The organism is Weissella confusa (assembly GCA_041871065.1).
Taxonomy (GTDB): domain Bacteria; phylum Bacillota; class Bacilli; order Lactobacillales; family Lactobacillaceae; genus Weissella; species Weissella confusa_A.
In genome coordinates this window covers 70,599-90,000 of sequence record CP168942.1, presented here as the reverse complement: position 1 = coordinate 90,000, position 19,402 = coordinate 70,599, and the positions used below count along the sequence as shown (strand labels likewise).

Below are 19,402 nucleotides of genomic sequence, written 5' to 3'. Positions count from 1 at the left end.
GGATCTTATCACTCACTGTCTGACTCCCGGACATACGTGATTGGCATTCGGAGTTTATCTTAATTTGGTAACCCGAGATGGGCCCCGCACCAAAACAGTGCTCTACCTCCAACACGCTACATTCCGAGGCTAGCCCTAAAGCTATTTCGGAGAGAACCAGCTATCTCCAAGTTCGATTGGAATTTCACCGCTACCCACACCTCATCCCAGCATTTTTCAACATGCACGGGTTCGGGCCTCCAGTGCGTTTTACCGCACCTTCACCCTGGACATGGGTAGGTCACCTGGTTTCGGGTCTACAACAACATACTAATTCGCCCATTTCAGACTCGCTTTCGCTACGGCTCCGGTCTTTCCACCTTAACCTTGCATGGTATCGTAACTCGCCGGTTCATTCTACAAAAGGCACGCTATCACCCATTAACGGGCTCTAACTTCTTGTAGGCACATGGTTTCAGGAACTTTTTCACTCCCCTTCCGGGGTGCTTTTCACCTTTCCCTCACGGTACTGGTTCACTATCGGTCACTAGGGAGTATTTAGCCTTGCGAGATGGTCCTCGCGGATTCCGACCGGATTTCACGTGTCCGGCCGTACTCAGGATCCTGCACGGGAGATTGCTTACTTTCGCATACGGGGCTATCACCCTGTCTCGCTCAGCTTCCCAGCTGATTCTGCTAATAAACAATTTTGTAACTCCACAATGGCAGTCCTACAACCCCAAAGTGCAAGCACTTTGGTTTGGGCTCTTCCGTTTTCGCTCGCCGCTACTGGCGGAATCGATTTTTCTTTCTATTCCTGTTGCTAATGAGATGTTTCAGTTCACAACGTCTACCTTCAACCTAACTATATATTCATTAGGTGATAACTTGCATAACAAGTTGGGTTCCCCCATTCGGAAATCTCCGGATCAAAGCTTACTTACAGCTCCCCGAAGCATATCGGTGTTAGTCCCGTCCTTCATCGGCTCCTAGTGCCAAGGCATCCACCATGCGCCCTTAATAACTTAACCTATCAACTAACGTTGATGATATAAGTTTGAGTATGTGGCTCAAAGGCCACAAGCGATTTTAAACTAATTTAAAAAACTCAAAAAATTACGCGGTGTATTTTTTCGGCTCAATTTATATTGAATTAACAATATTAAATGAATTTAAAAATTTACAATTATGATTCAGTTTTCAAAGATCTAATATTGAAACCCGAAGGTTTCAATGGAGAATATCGGGATCGAACCGATGACCCCCTGCTTGCAAAGCAGGTGCTCTCCCAGCTGAGCTAATTCCCCATTATATGGGACTGAGAGGACTCGAACCTCCGACCTCACCCTTATCAGGGGTGCGCTCTAACCAGCTGAGCTACAGTCCCATGAGATTCGACTCTCTGTCTTGTTTGAGTGTAAATCACTCAAAACTGAATATCGTTTCAATGAATGTGTAGGTTTCCGATTTTCCTTAGAAAGGAGGTGATCCAGCCGCAGGTTCTCCTACGGCTACCTTGTTACGACTTCACCCTAATCATCTGTCCCACCTTAGACGGCTGGCTCCCGAAGGTTACCCCACCGGCTTTGGGTGTTACAAACTCTCATGGTGTGACGGGCGGTGTGTACAAGACCCGGGAACGTATTCACCGCGGCGTGCTGATCCGCGATTACTAGCGATTCCGACTTCATGTAGGCGAGTTGCAGCCTACAATCCGAACTGAGACGTACTTTAAGAGATTAGCTCACCCTCGCGGGTTGGCAACTCGTTGTATACGCCATTGTAGCACGTGTGTAGCCCAGGTCATAAGGGGCATGATGATTTGACGTCATCCCCACCTTCCTCCGGTTTGTCACCGGCAGTCTCACTAGAGTGCCCAACTGAATGCTGGCAACTAGTAATAAGGGTTGCGCTCGTTGCGGGACTTAACCCAACATCTCACGACACGAGCTGACGACAACCATGCACCACCTGTCACCTTGTCCCCGAAGGGAACGCTCCATCTCTGGAGTTGTCAAGGGATGTCAAGACCTGGTAAGGTTCTTCGCGTTGCTTCGAATTAAACCACATGCTCCACCGCTTGTGCGGGTCCCCGTCAATTCCTTTGAGTTTCAACCTTGCGGTCGTACTCCCCAGGCGGAGTGCTTAATGCGTTAGCTGCGGCACTTAAGGGCGGAAACCCTCAAACACCTAGCACTCATCGTTTACGGTGTGGACTACCAGGGTATCTAATCCTGTTTGCTACCCACACTTTCGAGCCTCAACGTCAGTTACAGTCCAGAAAGCCGCCTTCGCCACTGGTGTTCTTCCATATATCTACGCATTTCACCGCTACACATGGAGTTCCACTTTCCTCTACTGCACTCAAGTCATCCAGTTTCCAAAGCAATTCCTCAGTTGAGCTGAGGGCTTTCACTTCAGACTTAAATAACCGTCTGCGCTCGCTTTACGCCCAATAAATCCGGATAACGCTTGGAACATACGTATTACCGCGGCTGCTGGCACGTATTTAGCCGTTCCTTTCTGGTAAGATACCGTCACACATTGAACAGTTACTCTCAATGTCATTCTTCTCTTACAACAGTGTTTTACGAGCCGAAACCCTTCATCACACACGCGGCGTTGCTCCATCAGGCTTTCGCCCATTGTGGAAGATTCCCTACTGCTGCCTCCCGTAGGAGTATGGGCCGTGTCTCAGTCCCATTGTGGCCGATCAGTCTCTCAACTCGGCTATGCATCATCGCCTTGGTAAGCCATTACCTTACCAACTAGCTAATGCACCGCGGGACCATCTCTTAGTGATAGCAGAACCATCTTTTAAATAACAACCATGCGGTTGTCATTGTTATACGGTATTAGCATCTGTTTCCAAATGTTATCCCCTGCTAAGAGGTAGGTTTCCCACGTGTTACTCACCCGTTCGCCACTCTTTGCAATGTCCATCGTCATATCTGAGCAAGCTCTTCAAATCAGTTGAACCACAAAGCGTTCGACTTGCATGTATTAGGCACGCCGCCAGCGTTCATCCTGAGCCAGGATCAAACTCTCAATTTGAAGTTTGAGTATAACTCAATTTTTGTTGTTTAACAGAAGTTAAACGAATTTACTAGCGAATTGACTTCGCAAATGTTTTTGCATCAAGAACTAACTTGATGACCCTACACATTTGTTTCATCGAAACGATATTCAGTTTTCAATGACCTACGTCGTTGCCTCATCAGACAACTTATATATCTTAACAGTTGATGAAACAAATGTCAACAACTTATTTAAAGATAATTTTTTGAAGCGTGTCACGCGGATAACTCGTACCCCGTAACAACTTAATCTATATTACAGATACAGTTACCAATTGTCAACACTTTCTTCAAACTTTGTTGCATTTATTTTGTACAAAAAAGAGCGATGCCCAAATCTAGGCATCGCTCCTTAATTTTTAATCGTTATTAACGCATCGTTGGGAACAACAAAACGTCACGAATCGTATCCGTATCAGTCAACAACATAACCAAACGATCGATTCCGATTCCCAATCCACCAGTAGGTGGCATACCGTATTCCAAAGCCTCGATAAAGTCTTCGTCAATACCTTCCGCCTCATCGTTACCAGCGGCACGTTCTGCAGCTTGTGCTTCGAAACGCTCGCGTTGGTCAATTGGGTCGTTCAATTCAGTAAAGGCATTACCATATTCAGCACCAACGATGAACAATTCGAAGCGATCCGTAAAGCGGTCGTCTTCTTCGTTCTTCTTGGCCAATGGTGATACATCCACTGGGTGTCCGTAAACAAATGTAGGTTGAATCAACGTATCCTCAACAAACGTCTCGAAGAACTCGTTGATGATGTGACCAACGCCCCAGTATTGTTCATACTTAACACCCTTTTCGTCAGCGATAGCACGTGCTTCTTCCAACGTCATTGGTTGCCAGAAGTCAACGCCAGTCTCTTCCTTAATCAAATCAACCATGTGCTTACGAGCAAATGGCTTTGACAAGTCGATATCGTGACCTTGGTACGTAATCTTCAAGTCATCAGTTACAGCAGCTGCAGCAGCCTTGATGATGTTCTCAGTCTCTACCATGACATCTTCAAAGTTCCAGTAAGCAGCATACGTTTCGATAACTGTGAATTCTGGGTTGTGCTTAGGGTCCATTCCTTCATTACGGAAGACACGACCAATTTCGTAAACACGCTCCATGCCACCAACAATCAAACGCTTCAAGTGCAACTCCAATGCGATACGCATGTACAAGTCGATATCCAAAGCGTTGTGGTGTGTAATGAATGGACGAGCTGATGCACCACCAGCTTCGTTTTGAAGCATTGGCGTCTCAACTTCAATAAAGCCTTCGCCATCCAAGTAGCGACGAACGGCCGTGATGATCTTTGAACGCTTAACAAAACGGTCAAATGAATCGTCGTTAGCAATCAAGTCCAAGTAACGTTGACGGTACTTCGTCTCAACGTCAGTCAAACCGTGGTACTTGTCTGGCAATGGACGCAAAGCCTTTGACAAGTGTGTAATTGACGTCACGTTGATTGACAACTCACCAGCACGCGTCTTCATAACCGTACCAGTGAACCCTAGGATATCTCCCAAGTCAGCCTTCTTCAACAACTCGTATTGCTCTTCACCAACAACTGGCTTTTGCACAAAGACTTGGACACGTCCTGAACGGTCCTTAATATCCGCAAAGCTAATCTTTCCTGAACGACGCTTCGTCATCATACGACCAGCGATTGTTACTTCGATTGCTTGCTCTTCCAAATCTTCTGCAGTTGCGTTGTCATACAACTCGTGCAATTCTGCAGCCGTGTGTGAACGCTCAAAGCGGTGTCCGAATGGATCCATACCAGCTTCGCGCATTTCAGCCATCTTGTCACGGCGTGCGATCATTTGGTCATTCAATGACACTTCTTGGTCAGCCATTATGTTGCCTCTTTTTCTTTCAATAATTTGTGTTGGTATTTCTACCACAGATACTTATTAGTTTGCCAATATTGGCCACTTTTTGCAAGTGCCTCGCCCAAAATTACAATCCTTCAGCATCCTTAGCTGCAATAATACCTGCCAACTCTGCCTCGTCGAATTGAATCTTCTTACCTGTGAAGCGATCAACCACTTCAACACCATGATCTTCATCTAGCATTTCTTGCAAATCCTTCATTGGCAAAGTAGCCAACATGCGCTCATATTCGCGCTTTGAAATTTCAGGGTAAAGAGAAACTTCCGTCGTTGTCAATTGCTTAACGTTATCCTTACCAAACAAGTTAGCCAACAAATCCATTGGTGCGTGACCTTCAAGCAATTGTGATGAGATAGCTGGTACATGAGCCAACTTCTCTTCCAAAGCCGTAATATCTTCATCAGCTGCATCTGGCAATGCTGAAATCATGAACCCACCAGCAGCTGCAACTGTACCATCAGGATCAACCAAGACTGAAACCGCAACGGCAGAAGGAATTTGTTCTGACTTAGCCATGTAGTAAGTCAAATCATCCCCAATTTCACCAGTTACCAATTGCACTTGACCCGTAAATGGCTCACCTTCACCGAAGTCCTTGGTCACTGACAAGAATCCGTTGTTACCAACAGCACCGGCAACATCTTGTTGGCCCATTGCCGTCAATGGCAATTCAACAGTTGGATTCGTCACGTAACCGCGCACTTCACCTTGTGCTGATGCTTCAACAACAATCTTACCAACTGGACCATTACCATCCATTACAACTGCCAAGCGCTCTTCACCCTTCAAGACAGCGTTTGAAACCATCAAAGAACCCAACAATGCACGACCAAGAACCGTCGTACCCAATTGTGATGCTTCGTGGAACGTTGCGACTTCGCGCATCATTTCCGTTGCGTCGATGGCAATCGCACGGAAGTTTCCGTCAGTCGTCACCGCACGTACAAGTGTATCTGTCATCTTTTCATGCCTCTTATTTTTCGTATATTTCTGTCTACCAGTTTAACACATTCACCATATAGAAAAGAGACGTGAACGATTACTCATTCACGTCTCTAACGTTCATTATTCTTGATCAAGCTTGCGTGGTTGCAAAACTTCAACCTTAACGGCTGGTTGTGCATCCTCGTCGGCCGTCAACTTACTGTTGGCGGCTTCCTTAGCTTCATCATATGACATTGGCGTTTCAACATTCTTTTCAACCTTAGTCGTCTCTGGCATCTTACCAGTTTCGAACAAGCTCAAGATTTGCTTCTCATCCAACGTCTCGTACTCCAACAAAGCCTTCGCAATTGCTTCGTGCTTGTCCTTGTACTCTTCAATGATTTCGTGCGCCTTGTTGTAACCTTCAGTCGTAATACGACGAACTTCTTCGTCGATCAAACGAGCTGTCTCATCAGAGTAGGCAGCTGACTCACCGTATGAACGACCCAAGAATGGTTGACCACCGTTCTCAAGTTGTACCATACCAAGCTTGTCTGACATACCGTATTCCGTAACCATTGAGCGGGCGATGTTAGTTGCTTGCTCAAAGTCGTTTGAGGCACCTGATGATTGTTGGTCGAAGATAATTTCTTCGGCCGCACGTCCACCCATCAAACCAGCAATTTGGTCCATGGCGTCCGTCTTGTTCATCAACATTTGGTCTTCACGTGGCAACATGATTGCATATCCGCCGGCGCGTCCACGTGGCACAATCGTTACCTTGTGAACAACACGAGCTTCATTCAATACCAAACCAACGATGGCGTGACCAGCTTCGTGGTAAGCAACCGTCTCACGTTCCTTAGCAGAAACAACACGGTCCTTCTTAGCTGGTCCCGCAATAACACGGTCCTCAGCTTCATCCACATCCTTGGCGTAAATCGTATCGTGGTTTTGACGAGCAGCCAACAATGCCGCTTCGTTCAACAAGTTTTCCAAGTCAGCTCCGACGAAACCAGGTGTTTGCTTGGCGATTTCCTTCAAGTCCACGTCATCAGCCAATGGCTTGTTCTTAGCGTGGACGTGCAAGATTGCCTCACGACCCTTAACGTCAGGACGACCAACCAAAATCTTACGGTCGAAACGACCTGGACGAAGCAAAGCTGGGTCCAAGACATCTGAACGGTTAGTAGCGGCCATCACAATGACACCTTCACTACCTGAGAAACCGTCCATTTCAACCAACATTTGGTTCAACGTTTGCTCACGCTCATCGTGACCACCGCCCATGCCGGCACCACGTTGGCGACCGACCGCATCAATTTCATCGATAAAGATGATTGATGGGGCAGCCTTCTTTGCGTTATCAAACAAATCACGGACACGGCTAGCACCGACACCGACGAACATCTCCACAAAGTCAGAACCTGAGATTGAGAAGAATGGTACGCCAGCTTCACCGGCAACGGCACGGGCCAACAATGTCTTACCTGTTCCTGGAGGCCCCTCAAGAAGAACACCAGATGGGATACGTGCACCCAACTTCAAGAACTTCTTAGGATCCTTCAAGAACTCAACAACTTCGACCAATTCTTGCTTTTCTTCTTCAGCACCAGCAACGTCCGCAAAGCGAACCTTGTTCTCTGAAGGATCAGCTGGCTTAGCCTTTGACTTACCGAAGCCCATCATGTTACCACGACCGCCTTGTCCGCCTTGGCTCATGCCACCCATCATCAAGTAGAACACACCAACCAACAACAAGATTGGCAAGAATGAAATGGCCATGTTACCCCAGAAGTTTGAAGCTTCTGGCTTTGTTGTGATTTCAGTCTTCGTCTTGTCCGCAGCCTTTTGCAAGCTCTCCATAATTGGATCGTTGCTAATGACTTGGGTTTCGAATCCTGTCACCTTATTTGAAGCACCACCAACTAGTGAGACAAGAGACTCATCCTTTGAGCTCTTATCCGTTTGTGCCTTACGATACTCACCCTTAACGTCATAAACACCAGCGCCAGGTTGAATCGTGATGGTTTTAATCTTCTTGTCGCGCAATTCCGTCATGAATGTCGACGTAGAGATAGTCTTCGTACTAGTCGTTTGAGAAGGACCGGCTACCCAGTAAATCAAACCCATAATACCGAGGACTACGATTACGTAGAACAAACTATTCCGGACAAAATTGCCGTTTCGTTGATTCTTCATCTATTCCTCCTACAGATAGTTACTACTACCTTCGTTGCATCATTATTATGTTACCGAGACAGAAATTAGTGCTCAGGCGTGATGTCGATCGTATCAACCTTGTCCGCGTGGGCAGGATCATAAACTTCACGCTTCAAGACACCAACATATGGCAAGTTACGGTACAGTTGCTTGTAGTCCAAGCCGTACCCAACTACGAACGCCTTTGGAACATCAAAGCCGATGTAATCAACCGTTGCTTCAACAACGCGGCCTTCCTTCTTATCAAGCAAGCTGGCAACCTTAACTGACTTTGCACCACGTTCCATCAACAAGTCGATCATAAACTTCAATGAACGACCAGTGTCCACGATGTCTTCCATAATGATGATATCGCGACCTGAAATGTCGGTTTGCAAATCAGTGACCATTTGCACTTCACCTGATGAAGCAACGCCACCGTTATAACTAGAAACGTCGATAAATTCAACTTCAGCGTATTGCATGTGACGCATAACATCGACCGTCCAAAGTACGGCACCCTTCAAAACTGACAAAATGATTGGTGTACGTCCTTCGTAATCGGCAGCTAGTTGCTTACCAACACGCTCTGCTGCTTCGGCAATATCGGCTTCGCTATAAAGCACGCGCTCGATATCGTTATTCATGTCCCATTGGTTCATGTCTTTTCAATCTCCTAAATCTTAATTCCCCTATCGTTACATAGCATTAAGAATACCATGTTTGACGGTAAATGTTTAGTGCTACACCTAAAAGAAATGTGAACGCTTTAATCTTTTCGTGAAAGCAATAAGTAGTTTTCGAAACGTTCTAGTTGCAAGCTATTCCCAAGGTCAATAAAACCTCGGCTAACATTCGGATTTCGCATCAATTGAATTGCTTGAATCAACTGACTATCTTTTACGGCGAAAACGTGTTTTTTAGTCAACCACGTCTGCAGCACCAGCAACAAAACTGCCTCATCGACCCGCCAATCTAACCGGCCGTCTTCCAAGGCCTTCACGTGCACATTAATCGACCCACTCGCCAACTTCTGTAACGCCGCAAGTTGATCAGCGAATGCAATGACGTGATCTTTGGTTTGTTCGTTGATATCTTCCAATGCTGGTACAACGGTATGTCGCATGCGGTTACGTGCAAACGTCTCATCTGCATTCGTATAATCTTCAACCCACTCGGTTAATGGTTCGTTGACCAACTGCCCCAGCATGTCCTTATCCAGTTGCAGTACCGGACGAATCAAGTCGATATCACCTTGCAGTTGTTGCTTTTTAGCCATCCCCACCAATTGGGTCAAACGGCTACCACGCGCCAGCTTATACAAAATTGTTTCAACCTGATCACCCTTATGGTGGGCCGTAACAATCGCATTCGCACCAACTTCACGCGCGATGGCAACCAACGCCTCGTAACGCTTTTCACGCGCTAACTCTTCAACCCCTGTCGTTGGTACCACGTCCCACGCAAGTTGACGAATTGTTGCACTGGCCAAATTAGGCGTTTGTGCAAAGACGCGTTCGACTAACGCTTGTTCCGCATCCGCGTCCGTACGCAATTGATGATTGATGTATGCCGCACTCACTGTCGGTTGAATATCCGCCGGTAGCGAGTTATCCGTTAACCATCGCAAGACATGCAACGAATCCTGACCACCCGAAACCGCCACCAACGCATGGTCGCGGTTATCGAATAATCCTTCTTCCCGAATCATTCGCGTTAAATTAGCTCGCACAACTTTATCTTGCATGATTCTCTCCCGTCATTTAATCCTTGCCCCTATTATATCGCTAATCAAAAAATAAAAAGACAATCAGTCGCCTGATTGTCTCTATTTGTTGATTATCATTATTCACCTGGCAAGTTGAAGACAACTTCACCATCTTTACTGTACATGTACTTTTCGCGAATCAGCTTTTCCAAATATGAATTGTCACCCAAGTCTTTTACTTCTTGCTTGAGGTTCGCATTGGTCTTGTTAGCCTTATCAAGGTTGGCCTTTGCCGTCTCAAGACTCTGGGCAGCTGTCTCGTACTTCACGTACTGCGTATGGTAGTTGACCATTGCAAAAATCGTGACAACTAGCATCACTGCAACGAGTACAACGCGTCGACGCAAGTGCACAACTTGACTGTAACGCATCTTGCGCTCTTCAAGATTTAATTGGTTGGCGCTCTTAGCGTTCAGCGGCGTGATATTTGATTGTTTGTTAACTGCCATCATTCCGCTGACCTCCCCGAGATAATTTGAGCGGACACTCTAATATAGACCTACACCATTAACCAATTCTCCTATGCTCTTACTGTACAGTAGACACCGGATAATCTTAAGCAGGATTACCTTTCCTTAACCTTTTCGTATCAAAACCTAACGGATAGTTATCCACAAGCACCTTTCACCACATTTTTATAACATTTCCTAAAAAAAGACGCCCTATTTAGGGCGTCTTTTCGTCTTACTTAATTTTCGTCGTTACTGAAATCTTGTTAGTATGATTCTGACACGATGCTGTACATGTGTTCTGCTTGTTCCTTGCGAACAACTTCAGCCGTGCTTTCAACCTTAAGAACAGATGTCTTGTTTCCGAAGCGAATCGTCAACTCATCACCTGTCTTAACATCATTAGAAGACTTTGCTGTCTTGCCGTTGATGTCGATACGACCTTGATCCGCAATTTCCTTAGCAACCGTACGGCGCTTAATGATACGCGAAACCTTCAAATACTTATCCAAACGCATTATTTTCTTCCTCGATTTATAAACTGATAAATTTGGCGTCCCTTAGGCAAGGCGTCCCACTCTGCTTCTTCTAGTAGTGCTGTCCACCACAACATTAAAACAAAGACGATTGCGCCAACACCCACACCGACAACTGTCGTTAAAACACTGGCCAGGCGCGTTGTACCAAATAGGCTATGCCCTAGTATATACGCAAGACGGGCCAAAATGCCAACTGTGAGTAAAATTGTGATCAATTTGCCCCACCATTTCTTTGGCACCCAACTTATCCACAGGTTTTTAGGCAAGCGGACGAGCGTAAATATTAAGAATGGGAGCAATGCGCCGACCGTCGCCAATGACGCACCAGCAATACCAAAAATAGGTACCAACCAGATGTTAAGCCCTGCTTTCACTAGCATCGTTAGTAAGACAAACCCTCCTAAGCCACGTGTCTTATCAAAGCTTTGCAAAACACTGGTTGAGACAACGATCAACGTCGCTGGCACGATACTAATCGTGAACAACGCCAGTGCGTCGCTGCCTGCTGGTGAACCAAACAACAATTGATTAATTGATGGCATGATGGCCACCAAACCAACTGTCGCAACACCAGAAAGTAAAATAGAAAGTCGCATCGTCAATTGGAAATCATTCCGCAATGCTTGTTCATCATGTCGCATCACGTGCTGACGTAGCGCGGGCAACAATGATGTCCCGAGTCCAGTCGCTAAAACCATCCCCAACTGAACTAGCGGTTGTCCACGATCATAAACTCCCTTAGTGAATTCAGCTTGGTGTGCCGTTAACCCGGCTTCTTGCAACAATAGCTTCGTTGAGAACGAATCGACCAACTGTAGCAAGACTAGCAAAGCCGCTAGCATTGCTAACAACCCGCCTTCGCGCCACAAACGGCCGAACAAGTGACGCCAGCTTAATGCTTTCGACTGCTTAACCGTCTCATCAATCGGCAACGACCAAATGCGACGAAGTGATGTCGCTAGGAATAACGTTGCAGCTAAGCCAGCAATCGTTGCACCGAAAGTTGCCCACTCACCAATCCGATAGACAGACCAGCTAGCGTGCACACCCCACCATGCAACGCCAATAATAATCGCCACGCGCACAATCTGTTCAATAACTTGCGACATTGCTGTGGGTACCATGTTCAGTTGTCCTTGCGCATAACCACGACCAATCGCCAAGAATGGCATAAACCAAAACATCCAGGCAACAGCGCGCACAACTGGGTACAACTTCAAATCGCCACCCATCAACAATGACAACGGTGCCGCACCACCATACACAACCGTGAATAACACAGCACTGATGCCGACTAACGACCAGAACAAACGGCGCGCCACCAGTTGTTGATGCATTTCATCCGGTTGTTCCGTGATGATCTTTGAAATAAACAATGGCCAGCCACTCAAGGCTAGCACCATACCAATACCGTAGATTGGATAGACCTGCTGATACACATAAAAACCAGTATTACCGACTAGGTTTTGGAACGGCACGCGATACACTGCGCTCAGCACTTTGGCAATTAAGCCAGACACCGCCAAAACACCGGCACCTGCCATCAAATTCTGACTTGTTTTAGGCATTGGCAACTCCTTCTTCAGGAGCTAGCGTATTAAACACCGTCAACAAGCCTGTTAGCCATTCTTCAGCCGTTTGGTTTGGTTGAATTGGCACTTCAGCCTTCACTGGATCTGGCACAACAACCTGACCACGCACCTTGGCTAGTGCCAACGCTTGGGTAAATTGTTGCGCCGTAAACTTTGAACGGGCATCGAACGTCACAACCAAAATGTTTTGACGCTTGAAGTCACGACGAATCGTTGCAATACCAACGCGGTCAGCTGCCGCCTTAAGACGTCCAACCAACAACAAACGTTGCGCAGCTTCTGGCAATTCACCAAAGCGATCCAACAAATCATCTTCAATTTCTTCGAACTCAGCTGATGTCTTAGCCTTACGAATACGTTGATACAAATCAATCTTTTGTGGGCCATCCGCCACATAGTCAGCCGGCAAGTACGCTTCAACTTGAACATCAAGTTCGGCATCGAACGTTTGCTTACGCTTACCTTGCTTTTCGGCAACTGCTTCATTCAACATTTGCGTGTACAAATCATATCCAACCGCATTAATGAAGCCGTGCTGTGATTGACCAAGTAAGTCACCCGCACCACGAATCGACAAATCACGCATCGCAATCTTAAAGCCAGAACCCAGCTCCGTGAAATCACGAATGGCCGTCAAACGCTTTTCACTTTCTTCGTTCAATGAACGGGTTCCCGGATAGGTGAAGTAGGCATAGGCAATGTTGTTTGAACGACCAACACGGCCACGCAACTGATAAAGTTGCGCCAAGCCCATGTGATCAGCATTTTCAACAAACAACGTATTCGCATTCGGAATATCCACACCAGTTTCGATAATGGTCGTCGTCACCAGCACATCATATTCACGGTTAATGAAATCAACCAGAATTCCTTCCATTTGCGCCTCAGTCATTTGGCCGTGGATATATCCAACACGCGCATCTGGTACCAACGACTCAATCATCGCCGTGACTTGCTCGATATCTTCCACACGGTTGTGGAGATAATACGTTTGACCGCCACGTGCCATTTCTCGTTCGATCGCACTCGCCGTCACACGACCATTTTGCTCCATCACATACGTTTGAATAGGATAACGATTTGCAGGTGGCGTCTCAATGACAGACAAATCACGGACACCAACCATTGCCATGTTCAAAGTACGTGGGATTGGCGTGGCCGTTAGCGTCAAAACATCGACGTTCGTTTGCAACGCCTTCAAACGTTCCTTGTGCTTCACACCAAAGCGCTGTTCCTCATCGATAATCAAGAGTCCCAAATCACCAAACTCGATATCCTTAGACAAAATTCGGTGGGTACCGACAACCACATCAATTGTGTGATTCTTCAATCCTTCCTTCGTTTCGTCCATTTGTTTCTTCGTTTGGAAACGAGACATGATGGCCACGTTAACACCAAATCCCTCAAAACGACTCAACATTGATTCGTAGTGTTGTTGGGCCAAAATCGTCGTTGGTACCAGCATCGCAACTTGCTTACCATCGTGCACCGCCTTAAAGGCTGCACGCAAAGCAACTTCCGTCTTACCAAAACCAACATCCCCGACCAACAAGCGGTCCATCGGACGTGACTTTTCCATATCGGCCTTGATTTCCTTCGTCGAGCGAATTTGATCAGGTGTTTCTGGGTATGGGAACGCATCTTCAAAGGCACGAATGACATCATCATCTGGTGCGAAGGCATAACCTTGCTTCAATTCACGCTCGGCATATAGCTGGAGCAATTCATCCGCAATGTCTTCAACCTTCTTGGCAACCTTCGCCTTCGCCTTCTGCCATTCCGTGCCACCCAACTTATTAATCTTAGGGGCCTTCTCAGCGGCGCCGACATACTTTTGCACCAGATCCAATTGCGTGACTGGGATGAAAATCTTCGCATCCTTTTGGTAGGCAATCGTAATGTAATCCTGCTTAACGCCACGATTTTCAATCGTCTGCATGCCTTCGTAGACACCGACACCGTGGTTCACGTGAACAACATAATCACCGGGCTTTAGTTCGTTATAACTCTTAATACGTTCCGCGTTTGATAGCGTTTGACGCTTCGGAGCCTTCTTACGAACTTGCTGGAACAATTCACGCTCCGTCAACACAATCAACTTTTGCGCTGGCAATTCAAAACCAGCACTCAGTGGCATGGTCGTCACTTGGGTTCGACCGGGCGCCAAAGCATCCGGCGCCACCTCATTGATTTTGACGCCAAAATCAGCCAACGTTTGCACCAACTTAGCTTGTCGCTCGGTTGTATTCGTCAAAAAGATAATCGTTTCGCCTGACTTCTGCCAGCGCGCTACCTCACTCTTCAACATTGGCATTTGACCAAAGAACTGTTGTGCTGGACGAACCGTCAAATTCGTCAAACTTGCCTGACGCAATTGGCCAATTCCACGTTGCAATGGCGAGAAGACCAAACTAGCTTGTTGCACATCACGCGCCAAATCAGCCAGTTGCCAGCCCAAATCAGGATCTGGCAAAACACGTTGCTCAGCCATCTCATCAGTCCACCAATTTTGGTTGTCCAACGTGATTTGATCCGCATTTTCCAATGCACGTGGGTAATCATCAAACACTGCAATACCATCAGCTGGAAAATAATCTAACAAACTCACCGCATCTGGATAAAGAATATGCAAATATTGACGAATTTCTGGTAGCAAACCACCTTGGCTCATCATCGACAACAATGGACTCATCGCTTCAGTCAAATGACGCTTATCAGCACCGTCCAACTTGTCGCGGGCTTCCGTCATGGCAACTTCCAAATTCGTCGTGGCTGTTGCCAAATCGTCTGCATCAATTACCAAATCTGTCGCTGGCAAAATCGTGATGCTGTCCAAGTTTTCTAGACTACGTTGCGTTTCCGCGTCAAAACTACGCAGTGAATCCAATGCCGTGTCAAAGAAGTCCAAACGTACCGGATTGTCAGCATCCAACGGATAAATATCAACAATTGAACCACGCACAGCGAATTCACCAGGTTGTTCAACTGAACCGTTGCGCTGATAGCCCATCTGCACTAGCTTCGCCTGTAGCTCAGCCAATTCATAATCATGGTCGAAATCAAGCGTAATCGCAGCATCCGCAAAGGCCTTAACTGGTGGCAAGTATCGCATGACACCCGCAACGCCAGTCACAACCACTGCCTGCGGATCAGTTAGCAATAGGTGCAACGCTTGCACACGCGCCAATCGCGTATCCAATGACGTCACAGCCACTTCTGCAGATAACGTTTCCTCAGCCGGGAAAACCGCGACGTGTTCATCACCCAACATGGCGGCCAAATCTTCAGCTAATTGATCTGCGTGAAACTGACTATCACCAACCACAACCATTGGGCGTTGGGTTTCTTGTTGTAATGCCGCCAAATACACCGTGCGCGCGGTGCCGGAAATCCCGGTCATCAAATGACGGCCACCTTTTTTCAGCCCTGATGCGAGTTGTTGAAACTCAGCATCTTGCTGAAGTAGACCTGTAATTTCCATGCTGTACCTCTTAGTTAAACTTGTTCATCAATGTTGGCATGTCAGCCCCAGATGCGAACGCCTCAAAGATATCTAGTGACTTATCAATACCACCAAGCATCTCCGGCTCTTCGTCCTTACCGAACTTGCCCAACACAAAGTCTACAACCGCCTTTTGTACGTGAGCAGGGTGTCCAATACCGAACTTCAAACGATTGAAAGTTTGCGTGTCCAAGTGTTGCGCAATACTCTTAATGCCGTTGTGACCACCGGCTGAACCCTTTTGACGCAAGCGCAAACGGCCAAGATCCATATCCATATCATCTTGTACAACCAGCAAGTCGGCGATGTCCAAATCGTAGTAATCCATCAACGGACGAACCGCACGGCCTGAATCATTCATGTAAGTCGTTGGCTTCACCAACAAAACCTTCTCGCCATCAATACGCACATCAGCTACAAATGCATTGTGTGCCCCATCTTGCTTAAATGATGCACTGTACTTATCTGCCAACGCATCAACTGTCATAAAGCCAATGTTGTGACGCGTACGGTCGTATTCCTTACCAATGTTTCCCAAACCAACAATCATCTTCATCAGTATCATCTCCTATTTGAAACGTGCGTTAAACGCACGAAAGGGGCAGAGCCACGATGACCCTACCCTGTTAATGCCTTTATTAATCACAGCAGCTGTTGGTCTAAAACACCTGACTTCAGTCAGGCGTAAGACCAAAGACGCACCTGATAAGGGCGACTTGGTCACATCGGAGGTCAAAAACCTCCGACATTCTCAGTCTGCTTTATACAAATATTTTACCCTATTTCCCGGATTAGTGGGCAAAAAATACCGTTGAAATAATGTACAAAACAGCAATGTGCGTTGGGTAAAAGATGTAGAAGAACCACTTGTCTTTACGACCTTGCTTACCGTTGTACAACGCAAGCAAAGGTGTGGCAAAAATCATCATCCATTGGTAGTCACTAAAGCCGTGCATGGCTGATTGCCACAACAAGAACAAGCTAAAGATGACGAAAATCGTCAAACCAATCCAGCGCTTATCGCGGAAAATGTGGAAGACTAGGCCAAGCAAAATCCAACCGATACCGCCTTCAACTGTCAACGCAGTTGGGATAACACTTGAACTCAAGATAATCAAAAACATGTTTTGGCTTGCTGATGCGACGTTCAATAATGACAACGCTAGAACTGGTCCGAACACCAAGAAGGCCAATCCCAACATTCCCCATGCAAAGCGCTTTGGGTCTTGCTTAGGGTGCTTCAAACTATCCCAAGTCCACATGGCAATAATCGTCAAAAACAATGTTCCGAAAATTGAATTAATCATCACCACATGATCATTTGGCAAAGCTTGTTGCAAGACCATGATCATCACATTGGTAATCCAGAAGCCAATCAACAGATTACGCAAATAACCAACGCGACTGTGCGTGTAGTGGAACCCTTCAGCTGCCAGGAACAAGAAGATTGGCGCTACAATACGACCCAACATATTCAACCAATCTGGTGCGCCAACATAACTAAACATTTCATGTGTGTGGTCAGCGACCATCAACACAATTCCAATCATTTTAAGCGTAAAACTCGTCAACCCATACTTCTCTTGTAACTTATCAAGCATCACAATCTCTCCGTATACCTTTATTTGAACAATACTATACATTATATAGTACGTGGTGACTAGGATTTAGGCTTGCTTATTTTTTACGTTAAATGGAAATTTTCCAAAACGATTCGTGCGCTAGCACGACACTACGCACAAACACAAAAAAGAGGTGCAACGCTCAGAACGTTACACCTCTTCTAATTATTGTTGCTTAATAATAGCTAACCCAGTCTTGCGACTAAATTGCATCATTTCGTGCTGCCCATCCTTGTGGAAGGCATAAATAAGTGTATCTGAATCGATCGCGTGGCATTCAAACCAATCCGCTGATTGCCACCACGTTGGTCGTGATTGTAGCAAACGTTGGAACTTGTTGAAAATTTCACCGCGCGGCTCATCCCAAGGGAAGTAGCCACGGTTTTCCGGATCCTTGCCACCCGTCATCCCCATCTCATCACCGTAGTAAACACATGGTACACCAGGCATCGTCAGCCACAATTCAATCGCACGCTTCAGCTTCTCTTCGTCTTCACCCATTTCAGTGAACAAACGCTTTGTGTCGTATGTTCCCATGTTCGTAAACGCCCCGAAAAAGGCATTCTTTGGGTAGTTAGACTCCAATGTCATCAACACAGTCGTAAAGACACGTGCATCGATTTCTTCTAGCATGAAATCCAGAATCAGGTTTCGCAAAGGATAATGCATGGTTGCTTGCAACCCACCACCGAGCAAGTATTGACGGCGTTGGTCATAAGCAACCTTGTTCGATGCATCTTCCCAAACCTCTCCAATCAATACTTGTTCTTTACTCATCTGATCACGAATACCGGCAATGAAATCATCCGGCAATTCGTCGGCCACGTCCAAACGCCAACCGTCGACACCAAAGTTATTCCAGTGATTAATGACCGAATCCTTATCACCGTAAATAAACTTACGATAACTCGCTTCACTTTTATTAATCACGGGCAAATCCTTCACACCCCACCATGAGTTGTACTCATCTGGGAAGTCTGTGAAATCAAACCAGTGATAATACTTTGATGATGGGCCTTGATACGCCCCCGGCTCCTTAAAGTGGCCGTCCTTGTTAAAGTAGCGCGAATACTGTCCAACGTGATTAAACACACCATCCAAAATGATATGCATCCCCCGCTTGTGCGCCTCATCTAACAAAAACTTGAAGTCATCTTCATCACCCAAGATAGGATCTAGCGCCAGATAGTCTGACGTGTCATAACGGTGATTTGAATTAGCTTCAAAAATCGGGCTCAGATAGATAGCGTTACATCCCAATTCTAGAATGTAATCTAGCTTTTCTGCGATTCCTTGGAAGTTACCACCAAAGAATTCCCAACGGGCAATCTCACCTTGCTTATCACGCACATAGAATGGCGTATCACGCTTATTCGCGTAAATGAACAAATTCGGCTTCGGATTGTTGACGTGCATGTCTTTGTTTCCGTTGTTAAAACGGTCAACGAAGATGTGATAGAAGCGCGCCTCCTGATACCATTCTGGCAACTCTTCCAATTCGGCCATCACCGTAATTTGGAAGTCAGGAATTGACGCATGGTGCATACCATAAACTTCAGCTGCGCCACCCAGGTTATTTCCTTGCGCGGCCAACCAGTACTGGTTATAGCCATCGATTACTTCGAAACGATAGTAGAGCAGACCGGCATGGGCTGCTGAAATTTCAACAACCCAATTATCCTCGTCTTCTTCATGCAAATCGTACCAAGTGACCTTGCCCGTTTCGTCATCGTAAACACGCAGACGCACTTCTTCAGCATGACCTTGCGTATGCAACGTAATAGTTTCGCCAACAATAACTGCTCCAAACGGATCGCGGTTCGCGACCAAAAATGAATCAAACTCCATCGTGGTCAC

The 19,402-nt window shown here is 46.4% G+C and carries 12 protein-coding genes, 2 tRNA genes and 2 rRNA genes (1 of these 16 running past the window's edge); all 16 read right to left on the bottom strand.

What is annotated here, in order from left to right:
- Nucleotides 1–1,010: ribosomal RNA gene (locus ACAW68_00360) — 23S ribosomal RNA — on the bottom strand (it extends 1,906 nt beyond the left edge of the window).
- Nucleotides 1,011–1,213: 203 nt separating this feature from the next.
- Nucleotides 1,214–1,286: transfer RNA gene (locus ACAW68_00355), tRNA-Ala, on the bottom strand.
- A gap of 6 nt (nucleotides 1,287–1,292) precedes the next feature.
- A tRNA-Ile gene (locus ACAW68_00350) sits at nucleotides 1,293–1,366 on the bottom strand.
- A gap of 90 nt (nucleotides 1,367–1,456) precedes the next feature.
- A 16S ribosomal RNA gene (locus tag ACAW68_00345) occupies nucleotides 1,457–3,033 on the bottom strand.
- The 16S and 23S rRNA genes sit together here with 2 tRNA genes alongside, the layout of an rRNA operon.
- Nucleotides 3,034–3,425: 392 nt before the next feature.
- Nucleotides 3,426–4,910, bottom strand: a complete 1,485-nt coding sequence (gene lysS / locus ACAW68_00340; GenBank protein ID XGA16073.1) for a lysine--tRNA ligase — start codon at nucleotides 4,908–4,910, stop codon at nucleotides 3,426–3,428.
- A 103-nt stretch (nucleotides 4,911–5,013) separates the two neighbouring features.
- A complete protein-coding gene (gene hslO / locus ACAW68_00335; protein ID XGA16072.1) occupies nucleotides 5,014–5,907 on the bottom strand; it encodes an Hsp33 family molecular chaperone HslO in 894 nt (297 codons plus the stop codon).
- A gap of 105 nt (nucleotides 5,908–6,012) precedes the next feature.
- Nucleotides 6,013–8,073 carry an ATP-dependent zinc metalloprotease FtsH gene (gene ftsH, locus ACAW68_00330; GenBank protein ID XGA16071.1) on the bottom strand — a complete coding sequence of 687 codons (2,061 nt, stop codon included), beginning with the start codon at nucleotides 8,071–8,073 and terminating at the stop codon, nucleotides 6,013–6,015.
- A gap of 65 nt (nucleotides 8,074–8,138) precedes the next feature.
- Entirely contained in the window at nucleotides 8,139–8,735 is a 597-nt protein-coding gene (hpt, locus tag ACAW68_00325; protein XGA16070.1) for a hypoxanthine phosphoribosyltransferase, read from the bottom strand.
- A 107-nt stretch (nucleotides 8,736–8,842) separates the two neighbouring features.
- The gene (gene tilS, locus ACAW68_00320; GenBank protein ID XGA16069.1) at nucleotides 8,843–9,820 is read right to left on the bottom strand and encodes a tRNA lysidine(34) synthetase TilS; all 978 of its coding nucleotides are present in this window, start codon (nucleotides 9,818–9,820) and stop codon (nucleotides 8,843–8,845) included.
- 98 nt (nucleotides 9,821–9,918) lie between these two features.
- The gene (locus ACAW68_00315; protein XGA16068.1) at nucleotides 9,919–10,293 is read right to left on the bottom strand and encodes a septum formation initiator family protein; all 375 of its coding nucleotides are present in this window, start codon (nucleotides 10,291–10,293) and stop codon (nucleotides 9,919–9,921) included.
- 263 nt (nucleotides 10,294–10,556) lie between these two features.
- On the bottom strand, nucleotides 10,557–10,808 hold the full coding sequence (locus ACAW68_00310) for an RNA-binding S4 domain-containing protein (protein ID XGA16067.1): 252 nt from the start codon (nucleotides 10,806–10,808) through the stop codon (nucleotides 10,557–10,559).
- Nucleotides 10,808–12,397 (bottom strand): polysaccharide biosynthesis protein, encoded by a 1,590-nt coding sequence (locus tag ACAW68_00305; protein ID XGA16066.1) that lies wholly within the window; start codon nucleotides 12,395–12,397, stop codon nucleotides 10,808–10,810. Before ACAW68_00305 ends, ACAW68_00310 begins: the two co-directional genes overlap by 1 nt.
- Nucleotides 12,390–15,902 carry a transcription-repair coupling factor gene (gene mfd, locus ACAW68_00300; protein ID XGA16065.1) on the bottom strand — a complete coding sequence of 1,171 codons (3,513 nt, stop codon included), beginning with the start codon at nucleotides 15,900–15,902 and terminating at the stop codon, nucleotides 12,390–12,392. Before mfd ends, ACAW68_00305 begins: the two co-directional genes overlap by 8 nt.
- A 10-nt stretch (nucleotides 15,903–15,912) precedes the next feature.
- Nucleotides 15,913–16,479, bottom strand: coding sequence for an aminoacyl-tRNA hydrolase (gene pth, locus ACAW68_00295; protein XGA16064.1), 567 nt, complete (start codon nucleotides 16,477–16,479; stop codon nucleotides 15,913–15,915).
- Nucleotides 16,480–16,714: 235 nt separating this feature from the next.
- Nucleotides 16,715–17,524 carry a TraX family protein gene (locus tag ACAW68_00290; protein XGA16063.1) on the bottom strand — a complete coding sequence of 270 codons (810 nt, stop codon included), beginning with the start codon at nucleotides 17,522–17,524 and terminating at the stop codon, nucleotides 16,715–16,717.
- Nucleotides 17,525–17,710: 186 nt separating this feature from the next.
- Nucleotides 17,711–19,393, bottom strand: coding sequence for a glycoside hydrolase family 13 protein (locus ACAW68_00285; GenBank protein ID XGA16062.1), 1,683 nt, complete (start codon nucleotides 19,391–19,393; stop codon nucleotides 17,711–17,713).
- Nucleotides 19,394–19,402: the final 9 nt, after the last annotated feature.

Coding starts and splice junctions, on each gene's coding strand:
- lysS (XGA16073.1), bottom strand. CDS start 4,910: ATGGCTGACCAAGAAGTGTCATTGAATGACCAAATGATCGCACGCCGT.
- hslO (XGA16072.1), bottom strand. CDS start 5,907: ATGACAGATACACTTGTACGTGCGGTGACGACTGACGGAAACTTCCGT.
- ftsH (XGA16071.1), bottom strand. CDS start 8,073: ATGAAGAATCAACGAAACGGCAATTTTGTCCGGAATAGTTTGTTCTAC.
- hpt (XGA16070.1), bottom strand. CDS start 8,735: ATGAACCAATGGGACATGAATAACGATATCGAGCGCGTGCTTTATAGC.
- tilS (XGA16069.1), bottom strand. CDS start 9,820: ATGCAAGATAAAGTTGTGCGAGCTAATTTAACGCGAATGATTCGGGAA.
- ACAW68_00315 (XGA16068.1), bottom strand. CDS start 10,293: ATGATGGCAGTTAACAAACAATCAAATATCACGCCGCTGAACGCTAAG.
- ACAW68_00310 (XGA16067.1), bottom strand. CDS start 10,808: ATGCGTTTGGATAAGTATTTGAAGGTTTCGCGTATCATTAAGCGCCGT.
- ACAW68_00305 (XGA16066.1), bottom strand. CDS start 12,397: ATGCCTAAAACAAGTCAGAATTTGATGGCAGGTGCCGGTGTTTTGGCG.
- mfd (XGA16065.1), bottom strand. CDS start 15,902: ATGGAAATTACAGGTCTACTTCAGCAAGATGCTGAGTTTCAACAACTC.
- pth (XGA16064.1), bottom strand. CDS start 16,479: ATGAAGATGATTGTTGGTTTGGGAAACATTGGTAAGGAATACGACCGT.
- ACAW68_00290 (XGA16063.1), bottom strand. CDS start 17,524: ATGCTTGATAAGTTACAAGAGAAGTATGGGTTGACGAGTTTTACGCTT.
- ACAW68_00285 (XGA16062.1), bottom strand. CDS start 19,393: ATGGAGTTTGATTCATTTTTGGTCGCGAACCGCGATCCGTTTGGAGCA.